Genomic DNA, 19437 nt, shown 5'->3' with positions numbered 1-19437 from the left:
TCAGAGCATCAAGACTGAGGAGTTCCCGTGACGAATGACGAACGCAGCCAACCAGATTCGGCTGACGCGGAAGCACCCACCGGGGTGACAGAACCGCTGGCGCACGCCGACACGCCTGCCGACGCAGCGGCAGCCGACGAACGGCCCTCACGCTGGCAGGCGCTGCGGGAGCCCGCCCGACGCCACCCCGTCGGCGCCACGGTGGGCGCCGCGGCGGCGGGACTGCTGATCGGGTTCGTCGGCGGTCAGGTGGTCGACGCGCACCCGATGCTGTCACTGACCGTCGGCAGCACACCCACCCCGGGCGGAGTCGCGCAGGCACCGGTGCCGCCGCCGCCCGGTGGTGACCGCGGACCGGGCAGTCTGCCGTGGGGGCCTCCTTCCCCCGGCGGACCAGGCGGACCCGGGGGACCCTGGGGTCCGGGCGGTCCCGGCCCGGCGGGCCCTCCCCCGCCGCCCGGTCACGACCACGACCAGGGGCCCGGTCCCGGCGGCCCCGGATCGGCGGGTCCACCCCCGCGACCGGGCGACCGTGGGCCGGACGGCGGACCTGCGGGCCCGCCTGCGGGCGCTCCTGCCCCTCCGGGCGTGGACGATGCGCCCGCGCCTCCTCCCGGACCGGGGCGCGGCGAGGCGGCACCAACCGCGCCGTCGGCGCCGCTGCCTGCGGAGCGGGGCGCCTGATGCGCCGGCGCGCACGCCGCGGCTAGGACCGGACCAGGCGGGCGATGGCTGCCGATGCCTCGGCGAGCTTGGCGTCGGCCTCGGTGCCGCCCGCGGCGACCGCGTGGGACACGCAGTGGCCCAGGTGCTCGTCGAGGAGTCCCAGGGCGACCGACTGCAGTGCGCTGTTGACGGCGCTGATCTGGGTGAGGACGTCGATGCAGTACTTGTCGTCCTCGATCATCTTGGCGATGCCGCGCACCTGGCCCTCGATGCGGCGCAGCCGTTTGGCGTAGTTCTCCTTCTGCGCCGAGTAGCCGCGGGCGGCGTCTTCGGCTGTGTCCGCCTCGTTCTCACTCATGGCATGCCCTCCAGCATCCGCGTCATCTGGCCGATCTGCGCTTCCTGCTCGGCCTCGATCGTCTTGGCGATCGCGATGGCGTCCACGTTCTTCCCGTCGGACACCTCGGACTTCGCCATCGCGACCGTGCCCTGGTGGTGGCCGATCATCGACTGCAGCCACAGTGTGTCGAACTCGGGGCCGCGCAGCGACTCGAGTTCGGCGATGGTGGCGTCATCGACCTTCCCCGGGTTCGACGGTGCGGAGGCGCCGCCGTCGGCCCCGCCCGGGTCGGCCTGGATGTCGGGGTTCTCGTTCCACTGCACCAGGAGCACGTTGAGGATGTTGACCTCGGGCTGCTGTGTGGCGACGATCTGGTTGGCCAGCGTGATGAGCTCGGGGTTGACGGACCGCTGCAGTGCCATGGTTGACATCTCGATGGCCTGCTGGTGGTGCGGAACCATGGCGGACGCGAACGTGACGTCGGCGGCGTTGTAACCGGCGGGCTCGCCGGTGATGACGGGGGTGCCGGACGCCTCGGCCGCGGTCTGGTCGTCGCCCGGCGAATCGCCACTGCCGCAGCCCACCAGCACGCAGAGTGCGGCCAGCGCGGCGAGCAGGCGTATCGAGATCGACGTCATGCGCCCAGCGTACTTGTACCCCTCGGGGGTATGGATAACGGTTTGGCCGGGAGAAACGCCAGGCGCATAATCACCTCATGCCCTCAGATCCCATCGACATCAAGCCCCGCAGCCGCGACGTCACCGACGGCCTGGAGAAGACGGCCGCCCGCGGGATGTTGCGTGCCGTCGGCATGGGCGACGACGACTGGGTCAAGCCCCAGATCGGTGTCGGCTCGTCGTGGAACGAGATCACGCCGTGCAACATGTCTCTGCAGCGGCTGGCGCAGGCGGTCAAGACCGGTGTGCACTCGGGAGGCGGCTATCCGCTGGAGTTCGGCACCATCTCCGTCTCCGACGGCATCTCGATGGGCCACGAGGGCATGCACTTCTCGCTCGTCTCCCGCGAGGTGATCGCCGACAGCGTGGAAACCGTGGTGCAGGCCGAGCGACTGGACGGCACGGTGCTGCTGGCCGGGTGTGACAAGTCGATTCCCGGCATGCTAATGGCGGCCGCTCGACTCGACCTGGCCTCGGTGTTCCTCTACAACGGCTCGATCATGCCGGGGGTTGCCAAGCTCACGGACGGCTCCGAGAAGGAAGTCACGATCATCGACGCCTTCGAGGCGGTCGGAGCCTGCGCCCGCGGGTTGATGTCCCGCGCGGACGTCGACATCATCGAACGCGCCATCTGCCCCGGAGAGGGAGCATGTGGCGGCATGTACACCGCCAACACCATGGCATCGGCCGCCGAGGCATTGGGAATGTCGTTGCCGGGCAGTGCATCCCCGGTGGCCATCGACAAGCGGCGCGACGAATACGCCCGTAAGTCCGGTGAGGCGGTGGTCGAGATGCTGCGCCGCGGAATCACGGCGCGCGACATCCTCACCAAAGAGGCCTTCGAGAACGCCATCGCCGTCGTCATGGCCTTCGGCGGATCCACCAACGCAGTGCTGCACCTGCTGGCCATCGCGTGGGAGGCCAATGTCAAGCTGTCGCTGGAGGACTTCACCCGGGTCGGACAGAAGGTGCCCCACCTGGCCGACGTGAAGCCCTTCGGCCGCCACGTGATGAAGCACGTCGACGAGATCGGCGGCGTGCCCGTGGTGATGAAGGCATTGCTGGATGCCGGTCTGCTGCACGGGGATTGTCTGACTGTCACCGGACAGACCATGGCCGAGAACCTGGCCCACATCGAGCCGCCGGACCCTGACGGCAAGGTGCTGCGTGCGATGAACAACCCGATTCACCCGACCGGCGGCATCACGATCCTGCACGGCTCGCTGGCCCCCGAGGGCGCCGTGGTCAAGTCGGCCGGCTTCGACTCGGACGTGTTCGAAGGCACGGCAAGGGTTTTCGAGCGCGAGCGGGCTGCGCTGGACGCCTTGGAGGACGGCACGATCACACACGGCGACGTCGTGGTCATCCGCTACGAAGGGCCCAAGGGCGGGCCCGGGATGCGCGAGATGCTGGCGATCACCGGCGCCATCAAGGGCGCGGGTCTGGGCAAGGACGTGCTGCTGATGACCGACGGCCGGTTCTCCGGAGGCACCACCGGGCTGTGCGTCGGGCACATCGCACCGGAGGCGGTTGACGGCGGGCCGATCGCGTTCGTGCGTGACGGTGACAAGATCCGACTCGACGTGGCCAACGGAACACTGGATCTGCTGGTCGGCAAGGACGAGTTCGAGGCGCGCAAGGTCGGTTTCGAGCCACTGCCTCCGGTGTACAAGACCGGCGTGCTGGCGAAGTACACCAAGCTGGTCGGCTCGGCCGCCACCGGAGCCGTCTGCGGCTGACTCGACTAGTTGGTCGTGGGTGGTGGCGCCTTGAAGGGGTGGTACCACTTCCATTGGGCGCGTTCGCCGGTGGGTCCGCGGTAGGGCGGGACGCGTGGTGGTTGTGTGGTGGGTGGTCGGGCCAGGGAGGCGCCGCTGAGTGGGCGGCCTCGGGCGTCGGCGACCACCAGGGTATGCGCGGGGCCGGTGAGCGTAATGATCCCGCGGTGATGCGCCCGGTGGTGGAACGGACACACCAGCACGAGGTTGTCGAGTGCGGTGGGACCGCCGTCTTCCCAATGGATCAGGTGGTGGGCGTGCAGGCCGCGGGTGGCCCCGCAGCCGGGGACCACACACGCACGGTCGCGGTGCTCCAACGCTCGCCGTAGCCGCCGGTTGACGGTGCGGGTGGCCCGCCCCGCCCCGATGACCTGGCCGTGGCGTTGGAACCACACCTCGCAGGTGGCATCGCAGCTCAGGTAGCGGCGCTGCTCATCGGTGAGCACCGGACCCAGATGCAGCGCCCCGACCTTCGTCTCCACATCGACATGCACCACCACGGTGGTGTGCTGGCCGTGCGGGCGGCGGGTGGCCTCGGCGTCCCAGCTGGATTCGACCAGCCGGGTGAACGCCTCCATCGTGCTCGGAAACGGCGGTACCTGGGCATCGTCGCGGCTCTCGATCCGGTGGTCGTCTTTCCACTCGGCGATCAACGCATCACGGTGCGCCGACAACGCGGCATCGAACGCGGCAGCCTCGGAATTCGCCAGCCGGATCCGCCACGTCGTGAACCCCGCCTCGCTGATCTTCGTGATGGACCCGTCGGACGCACCGGGATCCACTGCGACATCCCCGACCTCGTCGTCGTCCTCTTCGTCGTCCTCTTCGGGGGTGGGGTCGGGTTCGGGGGGCAGTTCCTGGGCGACCGCGGTGCGTAGCTGGGTGACCGTCGCATACCGCGCCAACCCCACATAATGGTCATCGGAGCCGTCACCGGCGCGCTCAGCGATCACCCCCACCTGATCCAGCGACAACCAGCCCTGCCGCAGGCCGGTGGTGCAGCGCGGGAACTGCTCGGCCCGATCAGCGACCGCGACGATGGTCTCGGCGTTGCGCGGGGAGATCCCCAGTTTCCACGCCACCAGCGAGGCGATCGATTTCGCCCCCGTCATCCCCCACAACCGGGCACCATCGAGCTCGGACACGATATCGACGATGCGCCCATCGATCGCATTACGCTGACCCGCCAACTCCGACAACTCCTCGAACAACACCTCAAGACGCTCCTTAGGCCCCAAAGATGTTGCCGCCAAAGACATAACACCATCACACCAGAAGCCACCGACAAATTTCGGACCGCGCCGAGACGGTCGGCGGCCCCTGTCCAGAACACCGGTTCCCGATCCCTCGATCGTCCCCGTCCCGGGGCACGGGTTGTGACATTTCCGGTGAAATCGCGGCAAAGCTGGTCATGCGTGCCCGAAACTGGGGCCGTGCGAAAACCCCGGACCTCCCCGTTCTTCGACGGAGCGGTTCCGACGAGCAACTTCGGGTACGAAGGACCTTGATGCGAATCCCATTCACGATCGCCGGCGTCTGCGCCGCTGCGCTCACCGCGTTGTCCACCGTCCAGGTGCCGGTCGCCTCGGCCTTCGGCGAGTACCCCGTAGCCAGTCCAGGGGCCTACCTGGTGAGTACCAGCATGGCGGCCAACGGACAGCCCTACCAGTGCACGGCCGGTTTCACCGTCCGCGGACCCGACGGTGCGCCCGCAATGCTCACCGCAGGCCACTGCGACCGGGATCCGGTCAACGACACCGTTCTGCAGCGCACCCCGTCGGGTGACCGGGTGATCGGGCGCTACGTGCGGTGGGAAGTGATACCGGGTGTGCGTGACGTCGGACTCGTGGACCTGGCCGGCAGCTCGGTCCCCCTGGTGAGCCAGGTGGACGCGATGCACGTCTCCCGTGTGATGACCGCCGACGACCTTCGCCGCGAGCAGCCGCAACTCTGCAAGTCGGGTGCCCGCACGGGAGTGTCCTGCGGCTCCATCACCGCGGTCACCGATACGCAGGTGTCCTTCCGCGCGTGGGACGATCTCGGCGACTCCGGAGCCCCGGTGTACGCCAGGCAGGCCGACGGCACCGTCGCAGCAGTGGGCATCCTCTTCGCGCACAGCGACGACATCTTCGGGCGGATCGTGCACGCCACATTGGTGGACCCGGTCATGGCGCAGTGGGGGCTCCAAACCTGGAGCTGACGTCGCTCCGCACACGCTCGACGAGAGGACCGTCCGTGCCCCAACCGCTTCCCGCCGATCTGCTCGATCTGCTGCGCAGACCCAGCCCGTGCTTCGTCGCGACGCTGATGCCGGACGGCTCTCCTCAACTCACCGAAACCTGGGTGCACACCGACGGTGAGCACATCGTCATCAACATCGTCGACGGCATGCAGAAGGCGAGAAACCTCGCGCGCGACCCACGAGTCGCGGTGAACGTGGTCGATCCCGAGGACATGCGGAGGTTCTACGCGGTCCGGGGGCGGGTCATCGCCATCACCTCCGAAGGCGGCCGGGAGAGCATCGACGAGATCTCGCACAAGTACCTCGGGATTCCGTACCCCAATTTCAGCGGAAACCCCGACGAGACACGACTTGTCGTGACCATCGGCGCCGAAAGGGTGACCCCGCCCGCCGCGGGCTGATACCCGACAGCTGATCAAGTCGCCAGGAGTCCGAGCTCGGAAGTTCCTGTGAATAGTGAAGCGCCGCAACGCATCGGCGCGGACTCGCCGGCCGCCGCGCCCTCGCCCCGGTGTTGTGCACTCCCGTCCGGTGTCGTACCGTCAACCAAGTTGATTAGCTTTCCTATGGGAAGTTCCTGGTGTGCGCGCTGTCGCCGCAGTGAAAGGGTCACGGATGCAGCGGGTCTCGATCGGTCGAGGACTCCGCCGACGCTGGATGCTCGTGGTGGCGGTGGCTGTGCTCGCAGTGGCCGGCTTCGCTGTGTACCGATTGCACGGCATCTTCGCCTCTGAGGATGTCGTGTCCACGCCCAGCGGCTCCGAGAACGACATCGTCCCGTTCAACCCCAAGCACGTCGTCCTCGAGGTGTTCGGCCCGCCCGGCACGGTGGCCACCATCACCTACCTCGACGTCGACGCCCAACCGCAGCGCGCCGACGGCGTCGCGCTGCCCTGGGCCTACGACGCCACCACCACCCAGCCCGCGGTCTTCGTCAACGTGTCCGCCCAAGGAGACAGCGATTCGATCGGATGCCGGATCACGATCGACGACGTGGTCAAGGACGAGAGATCGGTGAACACCCTGAACGCCTTCACCTACTGCCTGGACAAATCCGGATGAGCACCCAGCGCGTGCCCGACTTCATTCGGCGATACTCAGTGCTCATCGCGCTGTTCTGGCTGGCACTGGCCGTGCTGACCAACGTCTTTGTGCCGCAGCTGGAGACGGTCGCCGAGGCGCACAACGTATCCCTGAGCCCGCAGGACTCGCCGTCGTTGCAGGCCAGTAAGCGGATCGGCAAGGTGTTCGACGAGTTCGACTCCGACAGTTCGGCGATGATCGTCCTGGAGGGCGACCAGCCGCTGGGCGCAGACGCGCACCACTACTACGACGGCCTGGTCCAGAAACTCGCCCAGGACACCACGCACGTTCAGCACATCCAGGATTTCTGGGGCGATCCGCTGACGGCGGCCGGCTCGCAGAGTGCCGACGGCAAGGCGGCGCTGGTGCAGCTGTACCTGGCGGGCAACCAGGGCGAGTCGCTGGCCAACGAGTCGGTGGATTCGGTGCGTGACATCGTCGAGCACAACCCGCCGCCGCCGGGTCTGCGGGCCTACGTCACCGGCGCCGCGCCCCTGGTCACAGACCAGTTCGAGGTCGGCCGCCACGGCACCCTGAAAACCACCCTGATCACCCTGGGGGTGATCGCGGTCATGCTGCTGTGGCTCTACCGGCGGCTGACCACGGTGTTCCTGGTGCTGTTCACGGTGATGATCGAGCTGACCGCGTCGCGAGGCGTCGTGGCGGTCCTCGCGAACGCCGGGATCATCGAGTTGTCCACGTACTCAACCAATCTGCTGACCCTGCTGGTGATCGCCGCCGGGACCGACTATGCGATCTTCATCCTGGGTCGCTTCCACGAGGCCCGGTACGCGGGCCAGGACCGGGTGACGGCGTTCACCACGATGTACCACGGCACCGCGCACATCATCCTGGGGTCGGGCCTGACGATCGCCGGCGCAGTGCTGTGTCTGTCCTTCACCCGGCTTCCGTACTTCCAGAGTCTCGGCGTTCCGGCCGGGATCGGGGTCCTCGTCGCGGTCGTCGCCGCCTTGACCCTGGCACCGGCGTTGCTGATCATCGGACGCCATTTCGGGTTGTTCGAGCCCAGTCGGCCCTTGCGCACCCGGGGCTGGCGCCGGATCGGCACGGCCATCGTCCGCTGGCCCGGGCCCATCCTGATCGCGACGATCGCCATCGCACTGATCGGTCTGCTCGCCCTGCCGCGCTACACGACCAGCTACGACGCCCGGCCCTACCTGCCGGCGAGCGCCCCGGCCAATGTCGGTTACGCCGCTGCCGAACAACACTTCTCACAGGCGCGGTTGAATCCCGAGCTGATGATGATCGAAGCAGACCATGATCTGCGCAATCCCACCGACATGATCCTGCTCGAGCGCGTCGCCAAGGCGGTGTTCCACACCGACGGCATCGCACAGGTGCAGTCCATCACCCGGCCACTCGGCACCCCGTTGGACCACACCTCCATTCCGTTCCAGATCAGCGCGAGCAGCGCGTCCCAGGTCAACAACCTGCCGTTCCAGCAGGCCCGCGGGGCGGATCTGCTCAAGCAGGTGGATGTGATCAACAATTCGATCGAGGTTCTGCGCCAGCAGTATTCGCTCCAGCAACAGTCAAGTGCGGTCACCGACGAGCAGACCCGAGCGTTCCAGAACACCGTCGCCACCGCGCAGGACCTGCGCGACAAGATCGCCAACTTCGACGACTTCTTCCGTCCGCTGCGCAACTACTTCTACTGGGAGCCGCACTGTTTCGACATCCCGATCTGCGCAGCGCTTCGGTCACTGTTCGACGCGCTCGACGGCATCAACGACCTGACAGACCAGTTGGCCGACGTCGCGGGCAGCATCGCGAAACTGGATGCGTTGCAGCCGAAGCTGCTTGCGTTGATTCCGCCGCAGATCGACAGCCAGGAGACCAACCGCGACCTGACGCTGACCAACTACGCCACCACGTCGGGCCTCAACGACCAGGCCGAGGCGGCCCTGCAGAATTCGACCGCGCTGGGCCAGGCGTACGACGCGTCCAAGACCGACGACTCGTTCTACCTACCGCCAGAGGCCTTCACCAACCCGGAGTTCCAACGCGGGCTCAAACTGTTCCTGTCACCGGACGGGAAGGCCGCCCGCCTCATCATCACTCACGACGGTGATCCCGCGACGCCCGAGGGCATTTCACATATCGACGTCATCCGGCACTCGGCCAAGGAAGCCGTCAAGGGCACACCCCTGGCCGGCTCCAACATCTACATCGCAGGCACGGCTGCGACCTACAAGGACATCCAGGACGGCGCCAAGTACGACCTGATGATCGCCGGCATCGCGGCGTTGTGCCTCATCCTGCTGGTGATGATGTTCATCACCCGCAGCATCATCGCCGCGTTCGTCATCGTCGGCACGGTGGCGCTGTCCCTTGGCGCGTCGTTCGGGCTGTCCGTGCTGATCTGGCAGGACATCTTCGGTATTCAGCTGTACTGGATCGTGTTGGCGCTGGCCGTCATCCTGCTGTTGGCGGTGGGCTCGGACTACAACCTGCTGTTGATCTCGCGGTTCAAAGAGGAGATCGGCGCCGGGTTGAACACCGGAATCATCAGGGCGATGGCCGGTTCGGGGGCGGTGGTCACGGCGGCCGGTCTGGTGTTCGCCGCGACGATGGCGTCATTCCTGTTCGCGGACTTGCGGATCCTCGGGCAGATCGGGACCACGATCGCGCTGGGCCTGCTGTTCGACACGCTGATCGTCCGGTCGTTCATGACGCCGGCCATCGCAGCGCTGATCGGCCGCTGGTTCTGGTGGCCGCTGCGGATGCGTCCCCGTCCGGCGAGCCAGATGCTGCAGCCCTACGGGTCACGCCAGTCGGTTCGGCAGCTCCTCCTCTGGGAGGACGGCGATCCGATTGCCGGAACACCGGGCCGCTCGAAGTCCTGAGAAGCAGGGCGGCACCAGCTTTCGCCGGGACTAGACCCTGGTGGCCGCGACCAGGTCGTCGGCCGGCTCGGCGACCGCTGCCTGCTGCAGTTTCCCTTTCAGCGCCGCGACCCGACGCAACTGTGCGGCCATGTTCATCGAGGTGAGCATCGGGATGCCACCGATGAACGTGCGGAACGACGGATGGCCACCGGACAGGTGGAGCACGAACAGACAGCCGACCACATAGAAGAATCCGATGGTGAACAGCGCAGCGGGTATCGCGTAGGCGAGCGGAGACCGGGCGTCAGCGATCAGTTCGGCGGCGTAGTCCGCCTCGTCCCGGGACAGCGGTTCTCGCTTGCGCAGCTTGGCCAGCACGGCTTTGTGCGCGCCTACTGTGTCACCCAGGGAATGGGACGTTCGCCGCTCCAGTCGCCCTATGTACACGAAAACACATGTGGCAAAAACGATTTCCATCACGGCGGCGAAGATCGTCAGGTCGCCCCACGGACCGAGAGTCATCGCGCAGCTCCTCGATTTTCGGGTGTACGCACCCCCTGAAGATTACCTGAACTAAGTACTTCTGCCGGACCTCACAGCAACGCCACAGGGATGGATGCCGACCGAGCCCCGACGCCAGGGGCGCCGCAGCAATCCCCCGGCTTGCCCATCGGTTCCGGCAAATCACGGCACGGCAGTCGACGCGGCGTCCGGCACGGCATGATAATTTGCCTGAGCGCAAATTCATTATTAACTAATTTGTCGAATATGCGGTCCTACCTGCTTTGTTGCGGCAGGAGGCACGGACACGTCGATGAATATCCATTTGCTTAGGCAGATTGTGACAAATCCTTGACCCAGCCTGTGGCAAACCTCTACATTGCAGCTGTCGGCTCACAGCTGACGCACATCCACCCGCCCGCGGCGGGCCTGTCACACCTCGGCAAGGGGGCCGTTCATGTCCAACACACCATCCAGCAGACGCACCGCGGGGACATCCGCCGGTCAGTATCTGGCCGCCGGAATCGGTAGCGCTGCGCTCGTGGGCGTCGGCCTTCTGACGGCGGCTGTGCACGCCGACATGGACACCGCCACGTCCTCACCCGCAGTGCAGTTGGCCTCGACGGAGTCCGAGCTGCCCGACTGGTGGTGGATGCACCAAGAGTTCGACAGCGGCAACTCGGCGGCCAACCCCAACGCCGCGTTCTCCACGAACGCTCTCCTGACCGCAAGTGCCAACGGCTTCAACCTGTTCCGGCCCATCGGCCCCGGGGGCTGGCTGATCGGCAACGGCATCGACGCGCAGGCCGGATGCGAAGGCAGCGCCTGCAATGGCGGCAATGCGGGGTTGCTGTTCGGCAACGGCGGCAAGGGCTTCGCCGGCGGCAACGGCGGAGCGGGCGCGCTGTATTTCGGCAACGGCGGCGACGGCGGCGCAGGCGTGGCCGGCGGCAACGGCGGCCGCGGCGGAGCGGGCGGCCTGTTCTTCGGTAACGGCGGCAATGGCGGGGTGGGTGGAACCGGCGCGGACGGCACGGAGCCCGGCCAGGCCGGACAAGCCGGCGGCAAGGGCGGCGCCGGCGGAAGCGGCGGATTCTTCTTCGGCTCCGGCGGGTCGGGTGGCCAGGGCGGCAAGGGCGGCGACGGTTACAGCGACCCGCTGTCCAATCTCGCGCCCGGAGAAGGCGGCGACGGCGGCGACGGCGGCACCGCGGGAAGCGGCGGGCTCTTTGCCCCGGGCGGGACAGACGGTAACGGCGGAGCAGGCGGCAACGGCGGCGACGGCATCACCGGTGACGGCAGCGTCGGCGGAAACGGGGCAGATGGCGGCAAGGGCGGCGACGGCGTCATCGGCGGCACCGGCGGTGACGGCGGCCTGGGTGGCCTCGGCGACGAAGGCTTCGGCGGCGGCGAGGGCGGCTCCGGAGGCACCGGCGGCTCGGGCGAGATCGGCGGCGTGGGCGGCACCGGCGGCGCAGGCGGCTCGGGCTCGGCCGGCTTCGACGGCGGCCTCGGCGGCTCCGGTGGGGACGGCGGCGAGGGCTCCACCACCGGCGGCGCGGGCGGCAAGGGCGGCCTCGGTGGCTTCGGCGGCCAGGATCTCGACGACAACGCCGACGGCGGCAACGGTGGCCAGGGCGGCGAGGGCGGCGCAGGTGGCGTCGGTCCCGAGGGCGGCGCAGGCGGATCGGGCGGTGACGGCGGTATCGGCGGCGGCGGTGGCGAGAACGGCACCGGCGGTGACGGCGGCACGGGCGGACCCGGCGGCCTGGGCGGTAGTGGCAGCCTCGATGAGGGCGGCGACGGCGGTGACGGCGGTGACGGCGGCACGGGCGGTGACTCCCTGGAAGGGGGCACGGGCGGCTCGGGCGGCTTCGGCGGCGGTGGCGGCTCGGGCGGCTTCGGCGGCAGCGGCGACGGGGGCGACCCCGGCACTGCGGGCAGCGCCGGTAGCGGCAATGACGGTACCCAGGGCGGCGGCGGCGGTGCGGGTGGCACCGGCGGCGCCGGAGGTGCGGCCGCGTCGGACTGAGCGGCTCCGGACGATGCCGGCGCACATCCTGCCTACGGGCAGGGTGTGCGCCGGTCTCGTTGACGCGTCGTCTTAGACAGCGCAGTCACAATGGAGGACATGGCGTTGTATGACCTCGGCGAGGCACGAACCAAGATGGGCAGCGCGTTGTTCGGCATGGTGGCCGGACCTGACGGTTCCGCCAATCGAGCGCGGATCCATGAGACGCCCGGCCCCCGTTGGTTCGGCGAGGACCGTCCGATCCGGCGCGTCCACGCCGACGCCTCGATGTTCGTCGGTGGGCTCCGTGCGCTGCTGCTGCAATCGCTGCATCCGTTGGCGATGGCCGGCGTGGCCGAGCACTCCGACTACCGCGGCGATCCGTGGGGACGGCTGGCCCGCACCAGTACGTTTCTCGCGGTCACCACGTTCGGGCCCGCCGACGACGCCCAGAGCGCCGTGGACCGGGTGCGGGGTATCCATCGATACATTCGCGGCACCGCACCCGACGGGCGCGACTACCAGGCGAGCGACCCGCACCTGTTGGAGTGGGTACACATCGCCGAGGTGGACAGCTTCCTGCGCGCTCACCAGCTCTACGGCGCCACACCGCTGGATCAGCGCGAATGTGACGACTACGTGGCTGATACCGCCCGCGTCGCCAGTGCACTCGGTGTACTCGAACCACCAAGGACAACAGCACAATTGGCGGAACGGATCGCCGACTACCGGCCTGAGCTGCAGGGCACTGCCGCCGCCCGTGACGCCGCGCGATTTCTGCTGTTGACTCCCCCGCTGCCGTTGCTGGCCAGGGCGCCGTACTCGGCGCTGGCCGCCACCGCGGTGGCGATGCTGCCGTGGTGGGCCCGGCTACCACTGCGGTTGCCCTATCTTCCACCTGTCGAAGCCACCGTGGTGCGATCGACGGGCCGCGTCCTGGTCAGCGGCATCCGCTGGGTGATGGGGTCGGACCGGTCATGACACCGGGTGTGAACCGAGCATGCACGAGTGACTCGACAACACCGCAACGGCAACGTCGTCGATGATGCCACCGCTGTCGATCAGTTGTGCACCGACGTGTCGACCTTCGGCACCTTCACTGTCGGATAGAGCTGGTTGAGCCACGGGTTGTTGCTGTCGCTGCCGTAGCCGTACCCGTAGTGACCGCTGTATCCACCGTGTCCGCTGTGGCCGCCGAATCCGATCCCCTGGTCATCTGCATGCGCCGGTCCGGCAAAGCCGATCACCGCCGCAGACAACGCTCCCGCGATCACTCCTACCGCTGTGGTCTTCGTCATCGATCCCGCCTCTTTCCTCTTCCGAACCTCGTCGGCGGGCAGAACTCCCGCAACACTGCGTGAAACAGTCGGTCCGGCGGATTGATTCCATCGCCGCGACGCGGCCGTCGGGCGGCCTAGCTCCGAGGCAGCGCCTCACAGCTGGGAGAAAACGGGTCGTGGCGCCGCCCCGCCGCCCGCAGCCACCATAGCGGGCATGACCTGGCACCATTCGCACGTCCACATCGCCCGCGGCGCAGCAGCTTTGGCCGCGGCGATGGGTATCGGCAGGTTCGTCTACACGCCCATCCTGCCGATGATGACATCTCAGGCCGGATTGACCCCGGCAGCTGCAGGCGGTCTGGCCACCGCGAACTACGTCGGTTACCTCGCGGGCGCGCTGGCAGGAGTCGCAGCGCCGCGTCTGATCCGGACGGCCACCACGTGGCGGCTGGCGCTGATCGCCGTGGTCGCCGGCCTGGGGTTGATGGCCTTGACGCACGACGTGATCGGGTGGCTGGCGATCCGCACGGCGGCCGGCTTCGCGAGCGCCGTGCTGTTCGTGATCGCCGTCGACTGGATGCTCGACCATTCCCGGGGCCGCTCAGCCCAGCTACCGGGCTGGGGCTTCGGCGGTGTCGGCCTCGGCATAGCTCTGTCCGGTGCCATGGTGCTGGCCCTGCCCACCGCCGGCTGGCGTGCGGCCTGGTGGGCATCGGCGGCGCTGGCCGCCGCGGTGGTGGCAGTCGCCTGGCGGATGCGGGGCACGGGGCCCACGCCCGTGGCCACGGCCGGCGCACCAGCGGGTCCGCGACGCTGGTTCGTGGTGCTGTTGGCCTGCTACACCCTCGAAGGTGTCGGATACATCATCGCGGGCACATTCCTCGTCGCGGCCATCGGCCAGACGTCACCGGGCTGGCTGGGAAACGGTGCCTGGTTGCTGGTCGGCCTGACTGCCGCACCGTCTGCGGCGCTGTGGGCGATGGCGAGCGCGCGATGGTCACGCCCGGCGCTGCTCGCGGTGGCCCTGCTGGTGCAGGCCGGAGGCATCGCGCTGCCTGCACTCGTCACCGGCACCGCGCCTGCGCTCATCGGCGCGGCCTTCTTCGGCGGGACTTTTATCGGGGTCAGCACCATGGCGTTGGCGGCAGGCAGGGCGCTGGCATTTCCGGGTGCCGTCGCGGTGCTGACCGCCGGATACTCGGTCGGTCAGATCGTCGGTCCCATCTTGGTGACGCCCCTGGTGCGGCACGGGTTTCACTACGCACTGCTGGTCTCCGCCGGCGTGGTCGCCGTCTCGGCGGTGGCTGCCGTGTGGCTGCGTCTCGGATGCCGGGAACTCAGTCCGCCGCGCCGCGATGCGGATCGTCGGGCGGCAGCCACAGCCCCGGTCCGGTGAGGACCGACCGATCGACGCCGACTGTGAGCGCGTCGACAACGTTGTGCACCAACGGGTTCGGATCTTCCTGTCGCCACACCAGCGACCACGTCCACATCGGGGTCGGTGCCTGCACTGCCCGCCGGGTCATATCCGGCGGCGTCACGTCGTTCTGGCCCTTGGGATTGTTCAACACCGGGCGTCGCAGGCGACGCACGTGGTCCAGGAAGGTCGAACCGGTCACTCCGCCGTCCTCGACGCGAACCACGTGAGCCCCTGATGCGTCGGCGAACTGCTCGGCGAACCGATTCCATGACGACCAACTCGATTCGTCCGCGTCCACCAACACCGTCAGGTCGCGCGCGTGGACAGGCGATGATTCCGGTCCGGCACTCACCGCATAGAGCCGGTCGACACCGATCAACGTCGCTTCCAACGACAGGGCACGAAGATCGGCCTCGCCGACCCAACAGATCGCCAGATCAAGTCCGCCGTCGGCCACCCGGGCCGCCTGCGCGTGCGAGGGCATGACCCACGTGTCCACCCGCACCTGCGCCACGCCCGCGGCACGCTCGGCCCAGTCCGTCGGGCACCACTGCACATACCCGACGCGCACCGGCACGGACGACGAAAGCCCGAGGGCCTGGCGTCGAAACTCGTCAGCCTGTCCGATGAGGGCACGCGCCTGCGGGAGCAGCGCCGAGCCGGCGGCAGTCAGAGCCACCGAGCGCCGGTCGCGGTCGAACAGCCGCACCTTGAGGTCGCGCTCAAGCGCCTTGATCTGTTGCGAGAGCGAGGGTCCCGCAATGCGCAGCCGCTCGGCTGCGCGGCCGAAGTTCAACTCGTCGGCCACGGTGACGAAGTAGCGCAGCTGTCGCAACTCCACACGGTGAGCCTAATGCAGTGAGAGCCTGCGCCTACCAGGAGCGAGCGAATCGGTCCTGCACCGACGGATTGCACGCGTCCGGCGGCACGTTCCGATGAGTACCAGCACACGAAGGGAACGCACCATGACAACTGACCCCCGCGTAGCACTCATCACCGGCGCATCGCAAGGAATAGGAGCAGGCCTGGAGGCCGGCTACCGCAAGCTCGGCTACGCCGTCGTGGCCAACTCGCGCACCATCGACGGCGGGGACGACCCGATGGTGCTCGCCGTGCCCGGCGACGTGGCGCAACCTGGTGTCGGCGGCCGCATCGTGGACGCGGCGGTGCAGCGCTTCGGCCGCATCGACACCGTGGTCAACAATGCCGGCCTGTTCATCGCCAGGCCGTTCACCGACTACACAGACGAGGAGTACGACGCCATCACCGGTGTGAATCTCCGCGGCTTCTTCGAGATCTCGCGCGCGGCGGTAGCCCGGATGCTGGATCAGGGTGGCGGCGGCCATCTGGTCACGATCTCGACGACGCTGGTCGAACACGCCAACTCCGCCGTGCCGTCAGCGCTGGCGTCGCTGACCAAGGGCGGCCTGAACGCCGCCACCCGTGCTCTGGCGGTCGAGTACGCGACACAGGGAATCCGTTCCAACGCAGTGGCACTCGGAATCATCCGCACACCCATGCACCAGCCGTCCGACTACGATGCGCTGGCGACACTGCATCCGGTCGGCCATGTCGGCGAGGTCTCCGACGTCGTCGACGCCGTGCTCTACCTGGAGAACGCTCCGTTTGTCACCGGCGAGATCCTGCACGTCGACGGCGGCCAGAGCGCGGGCCACTGACATGGACGCCGCTCGAGTCGTCCTCGGTGTCATGGACGCATGGAAGGCGGGAATCGATGCCGGAGATCCCGCGCAGGTGGCCGCCGCATTCACCGAAGACGCCGTATTCCAGGGCCTGCGCCCGTACGGCGTAGGCAGGCATGCGGTGGCCGACTACTACGGGTCGCAGCCCGCCGGTATGACGGTCACCTACCACCTGCTGGAAAGCCGGCTCCTTGCAGACGATGTCGCGCTCGGCTACCTGACGGCGACCTTCTCCTACCCGGACCGTCCCCCGGTGGACCTGGCGATCGGCGTCACCCTCGTCCGGCTGGGCGGCGAATGGCAGGTGGCGCAGTACCAGGCATCTGCCGGCCAGCCCGCAAGTGCGGGCCGTTCACGGCTCGGGCACCACGGGCACGACAGGCGTTGACCTGATCTCCGCTCCGGCGGGAGGCGGGACCGGAGGTGGTTGCGCTGCGACGATCGGCGTTGCGGCGCCTGGGTTCTCGTCGTCGGAAAGTGGAGGCCAGTCCACCGAGGTAGGAGGCCACATCTGGACACTGCTTGTCGCCGGCCTCGACTCGGCGCTTTTGTCCTCGTCGTCGTCGCTGTCATCCGCGGACGCCTCGTCGCCTTCCGTGGCCACCACCCAGCCTTCCTATACCAATGTCGTACAGACCATTTCGGACAGGACGGGCTCGTCGTCGACCACGAGACGCGGATCGGGCCTCCTTCCGCGCGGCGCAAGGGCTGCCCACGCAAGGGCGCCGCGGCGCTCAGGGATGTCTCGAAGTACTGGGGCGCTGACACTCTGTGATCGTGGCGCGCGGGCGTGTACATCGCCTGTGACGACAGTGCGCCGCCCCTTTGGGGGCACCGTAGTACTTTCGGTGGCCGGCACACAGCGGCCACCAATGTCGCGCACATACGGTCCATAGGCTCCGCCACCAGACTGCACGTCGTGACGCACGTGCAGGTCGACTCGAGGCCGACGACCAGAGGAAACGATGACCGCATCTGAGACGCGCGCCCTGTCAGACCCGCGCTGGGTCAAGCCCTCACTCGGCGCGCTGCTGGTGGCGACCGCTGCCTTCTGGGCCGTGGGGCTGAGTCGCAACGGCTGGGGAAACACCTTCTACGCGGCGGCGGTACAGGCAGGGACGCGCAGTGGGAAAGCGTTTCTGTTCGGCTCCTCCGATGCCGCGAACTCGATCACCGTCGACAAGCCGCCGGCCTCGCTGTGGGTCATGGAGATCAGCACGCGGCTGTTCGGCGTCAACTCCTGGGCCCTGCAGCTCCCACAGGTTCTGCTTGGCGTCGCGTCGGTGGGACTGTTATATGCCGCTGTGCGAAAGCCTTTCGGCCCCGCGGCGGGATTGATCGCCGGCGCGCTCTTGGCGCTGACACCGGTGGCCACCCTGATGTTCCGATACAACAATCCCGACGCGTTGCTGGTGTTCCTGATGGTCGCCGCGACATGGGCGCTGCTACGCGGAGTCGACAGCGGGCGGACACGATGGGTTGTGCTGTGCGGTGCGCTGATCGGCTTCGGCTTCCTCACCAAACAGCTCCAGGTGATGCTGATCCTGCCTGCTCTGGCGATCGCCTACCTGGTCGCCGGTACGCCGCGCCGGTGGTGGGCACGACTGCTGCAGCTGTTCGCCGGATTGGGCGCGGCCGTCGTGGCCGCCGGCTGGTGGGTGGCGCTGGTGGAGCTGTGGCCGGAGGCGGACCGACCGTACATCGGCGGTTCCGCGAACAACAGCTTTCTGCAACTGACGCTCGGCTACAACGGCTTGGGCCGCATTTTCGGCGGCGGTGCGGGCGGAGCGGGTGGGCTGCCCGGCCCCCCTCCCGGTAATGCCGGGCCGGGACCTGAGGGTCCGGCGATGTTCGGCTCTGCAGGCATCACCCGGATGTTCAGCACCGAGTCGGGCACGCAGATTTCCTGGCTCCTGCCCGCCGCGCTGGTGCTGCTCATCGCCGGACTGGTGCTGTGTGGCCGTGCACCGCGCACCGATCGACGGCGCGCGTCCTATGTCATTTGGGGCGGTTGGCTTTTGGTGACCGGCCTGGTGTTCAGCTTCATGTCGGGAATCTTCCACGACTACTACACCGTGGCGTTGGCACCCGGTGTGGCAGCGGTGGTGGGCATGGGGTCGGTGCATCTCTGGCAGAATCGCGACAAACGTTGGGTGACAATCGTCGTGGCGCTGGTCGTCGGACTGACGGCGGCGTGGGCGTGGATGCTACTCGGCAGGACCCCCGACTTCGTTCCCGCACTGCGGTGGATCGTCGCCGGCCTCGGCGCGGTGGCGACCACGGCGCTCGCCGTCTGTGCGGCCCGGCCCGGGGTGACGGCGGCGGGTCGCGATCTCACCTCATGGGCGGCGGCCCTGGGCGTCGTCGCCGCGTTGGCCGGACCGGTCGCGTTCTGCGTCCACACCGTCGGCAGCGCACACCACGGACCCATCGTCGTCGCAGGACCGTCGACGACCGGGGGGATGCCTGCATTCCCCGCGGCCGAGGGGCCGGACGGCCGCGCCGGCCCGCCGCCGGGGCAGAGCGAACCGTCCGAGGAGGTCTCTCGGCTGCTGGCTGTGGACAGCGAGGACTTCACGTGGGTGGCCGCAGCCAAGGGATCGTTGGACAGCGCGGGGTATCAGCTCGCCACGGGTGATCCGGTGATGCCGCTGGGTGGTTTCGGTGGCGCCGACCCCTCGCCAACCCTCGAGCAGTTCCAGGACTACGTCAAGCAACGGCGCATCCACTACTACATCGAATCGTCGCTCCCGGGGATGCCGCCTCGGGCCGAAGGCCCGGACTCGACATGGGAATCCGACCGGATCAGCGACTGGATCGCGCAGCGGTACACCGCGATGTCGGTGGACGGTGTCACGTTGTACGACCTGACCTCCCCACGCTGAGG

The 19437-nt window shown here is 68.2% G+C and carries 18 protein-coding genes; 12 read left to right on the top strand and 6 right to left on the bottom strand.

From position 1 onward, the window contains the following. Positions 1 to 27 precede the first annotated feature (27 nt). Positions 28 to 684 (top strand): hypothetical protein, encoded by a 657-nt coding sequence (locus tag EL337_RS28880; RefSeq protein WP_197724164.1) that lies wholly within the window; start codon positions 28 to 30, stop codon positions 682 to 684. Positions 685 to 706: 22 nt separating this feature from the next. Here EL337_RS28880 and ricR read toward each other — a convergent pair whose 3' ends face one another. Together ricR and EL337_RS00945 are read right to left on the bottom strand one after the other, a co-directional pair. Further along, positions 707 to 1024: a copper-sensing transcriptional repressor RicR gene (ricR, locus tag EL337_RS00950; RefSeq protein ID WP_048635556.1), complete on the bottom strand. Its 318-nt coding sequence runs from the start codon at positions 1022 to 1024 to the stop codon at positions 707 to 709. Next, on the bottom strand, positions 1021 to 1644 hold the full coding sequence (locus EL337_RS00945; RefSeq protein ID WP_048635555.1) for a DUF305 domain-containing protein: 624 nt from the start codon (positions 1642 to 1644) through the stop codon (positions 1021 to 1023). The genes ricR and EL337_RS00945 overlap by 4 nt, the downstream gene beginning before the upstream one ends. Positions 1645 to 1721: 77 nt before the next feature. On the opposite strand from EL337_RS00945, the gene ilvD reads away from it, so the two are divergent. After that, the gene (ilvD, locus tag EL337_RS00940) at positions 1722 to 3422 is read left to right on the top strand and encodes a dihydroxy-acid dehydratase (RefSeq protein ID WP_048635554.1); all 1701 of its coding nucleotides are present in this window, start codon (positions 1722 to 1724) and stop codon (positions 3420 to 3422) included. Between the two features lie 5 nt (positions 3423 to 3427). Here ilvD and EL337_RS00935 read toward each other — a convergent pair whose 3' ends face one another. Further along, complete coding sequence (locus tag EL337_RS00935; RefSeq protein WP_126316468.1) at positions 3428 to 4720, bottom strand: HNH endonuclease signature motif containing protein; 1293 nt, start codon at positions 4718 to 4720, stop codon at positions 3428 to 3430. 248 nt (positions 4721 to 4968) lie between these two features. On the opposite strand from EL337_RS00935, the gene EL337_RS00930 reads away from it, so the two are divergent. The 4 genes from EL337_RS00930 to EL337_RS00915 all read left to right on the top strand — a co-directional run bounded on the left by EL337_RS00930 (position 4969) and on the right by EL337_RS00915 (position 9653). Continuing rightward, on the top strand, positions 4969 to 5661 hold the full coding sequence (locus EL337_RS00930; RefSeq protein WP_048635540.1) for a chymotrypsin family serine protease: 693 nt from the start codon (positions 4969 to 4971) through the stop codon (positions 5659 to 5661). A 35-nt stretch (positions 5662 to 5696) separates the two neighbouring features. After that, positions 5697 to 6104, top strand: coding sequence for a PPOX class F420-dependent oxidoreductase (locus tag EL337_RS00925; protein WP_048635541.1), 408 nt, complete (start codon positions 5697 to 5699; stop codon positions 6102 to 6104). A gap of 214 nt (positions 6105 to 6318) precedes the next feature. Next, positions 6319 to 6765: an MmpS family transport accessory protein gene (locus EL337_RS00920; RefSeq protein WP_109860290.1), complete on the top strand. Its 447-nt coding sequence runs from the start codon at positions 6319 to 6321 to the stop codon at positions 6763 to 6765. Beyond that, positions 6762 to 9653 (top strand): MMPL/RND family transporter, encoded by a 2892-nt coding sequence (locus EL337_RS00915; RefSeq protein ID WP_048635543.1) that lies wholly within the window; start codon positions 6762 to 6764, stop codon positions 9651 to 9653. Before EL337_RS00920 ends, EL337_RS00915 begins: the two co-directional genes overlap by 4 nt. Positions 9654 to 9683: 30 nt before the next feature. On the opposite strand, the gene EL337_RS00910 is transcribed toward EL337_RS00915, so the two are convergent. After that, positions 9684 to 10157 carry a hypothetical protein gene (locus tag EL337_RS00910; RefSeq protein ID WP_048635544.1) on the bottom strand — a complete coding sequence of 158 codons (474 nt, stop codon included), beginning with the start codon at positions 10155 to 10157 and terminating at the stop codon, positions 9684 to 9686. 436 nt (positions 10158 to 10593) lie between these two features. Between EL337_RS00910 and EL337_RS28655 the strand changes: the two genes are divergently transcribed. Together EL337_RS28655 and EL337_RS00895 are read left to right on the top strand one after the other, a co-directional pair. After that, complete coding sequence (locus EL337_RS28655; RefSeq protein WP_170216903.1) at positions 10594 to 12168, top strand: hypothetical protein; 1575 nt, start codon at positions 10594 to 10596, stop codon at positions 12166 to 12168. A 99-nt stretch (positions 12169 to 12267) separates the two neighbouring features. Next, positions 12268 to 13128: an oxygenase MpaB family protein gene (locus tag EL337_RS00895; RefSeq protein WP_048634941.1), complete on the top strand. Its 861-nt coding sequence runs from the start codon at positions 12268 to 12270 to the stop codon at positions 13126 to 13128. An 80-nt stretch (positions 13129 to 13208) separates the two neighbouring features. On the opposite strand, the gene EL337_RS00890 is transcribed toward EL337_RS00895, so the two are convergent. Then, positions 13209 to 13445 (bottom strand): hypothetical protein, encoded by a 237-nt coding sequence (locus tag EL337_RS00890; RefSeq protein WP_048634858.1) that lies wholly within the window; start codon positions 13443 to 13445, stop codon positions 13209 to 13211. Positions 13446 to 13641: 196 nt separating this feature from the next. Here EL337_RS00890 and EL337_RS00885 point away from each other — a divergent pair, with 196 nt between their 5' ends. Further along, a complete protein-coding gene (locus tag EL337_RS00885; protein ID WP_232786905.1) occupies positions 13642 to 14823 on the top strand; it encodes a YbfB/YjiJ family MFS transporter in 1182 nt (393 codons plus the stop codon). Here EL337_RS00885 and EL337_RS00880 read toward each other — a convergent pair. Beyond that, the gene (locus EL337_RS00880) at positions 14765 to 15688 is read right to left on the bottom strand and encodes a LysR family transcriptional regulator (protein ID WP_048634859.1); all 924 of its coding nucleotides are present in this window, start codon (positions 15686 to 15688) and stop codon (positions 14765 to 14767) included. The two genes, EL337_RS00885 and EL337_RS00880, sit on opposite strands and share 59 nt — an antisense overlap. Before the next feature lie 124 nt (positions 15689 to 15812). Between EL337_RS00880 and EL337_RS00875 the strand changes: the two genes are divergently transcribed. From EL337_RS00875 to EL337_RS00865, 3 genes are all read left to right on the top strand, one after another. Beyond that, positions 15813 to 16526, top strand: coding sequence for an SDR family NAD(P)-dependent oxidoreductase (locus EL337_RS00875; RefSeq protein WP_048634860.1), 714 nt, complete (start codon positions 15813 to 15815; stop codon positions 16524 to 16526). Between the two features lies 1 nt (position 16527). Next, on the top strand, positions 16528 to 16938 hold the full coding sequence (locus EL337_RS00870; protein ID WP_048634861.1) for an SgcJ/EcaC family oxidoreductase: 411 nt from the start codon (positions 16528 to 16530) through the stop codon (positions 16936 to 16938). A gap of 577 nt (positions 16939 to 17515) precedes the next feature. Next, the gene (locus tag EL337_RS00865; protein WP_048634862.1) at positions 17516 to 19435 is read left to right on the top strand and encodes an ArnT family glycosyltransferase; all 1920 of its coding nucleotides are present in this window, start codon (positions 17516 to 17518) and stop codon (positions 19433 to 19435) included. Positions 19436 to 19437 lie beyond the last annotated feature (2 nt).

The organism is Mycolicibacterium aurum (genome assembly GCF_900637195.1).
In the GTDB taxonomy this organism is placed as follows: domain Bacteria; phylum Actinomycetota; class Actinomycetes; order Mycobacteriales; family Mycobacteriaceae; genus Mycobacterium; species Mycobacterium aurum.
Note: the sequence above shows the minus strand (reverse complement) of the source record. Positions and strands in the feature narration are given on the sequence as shown.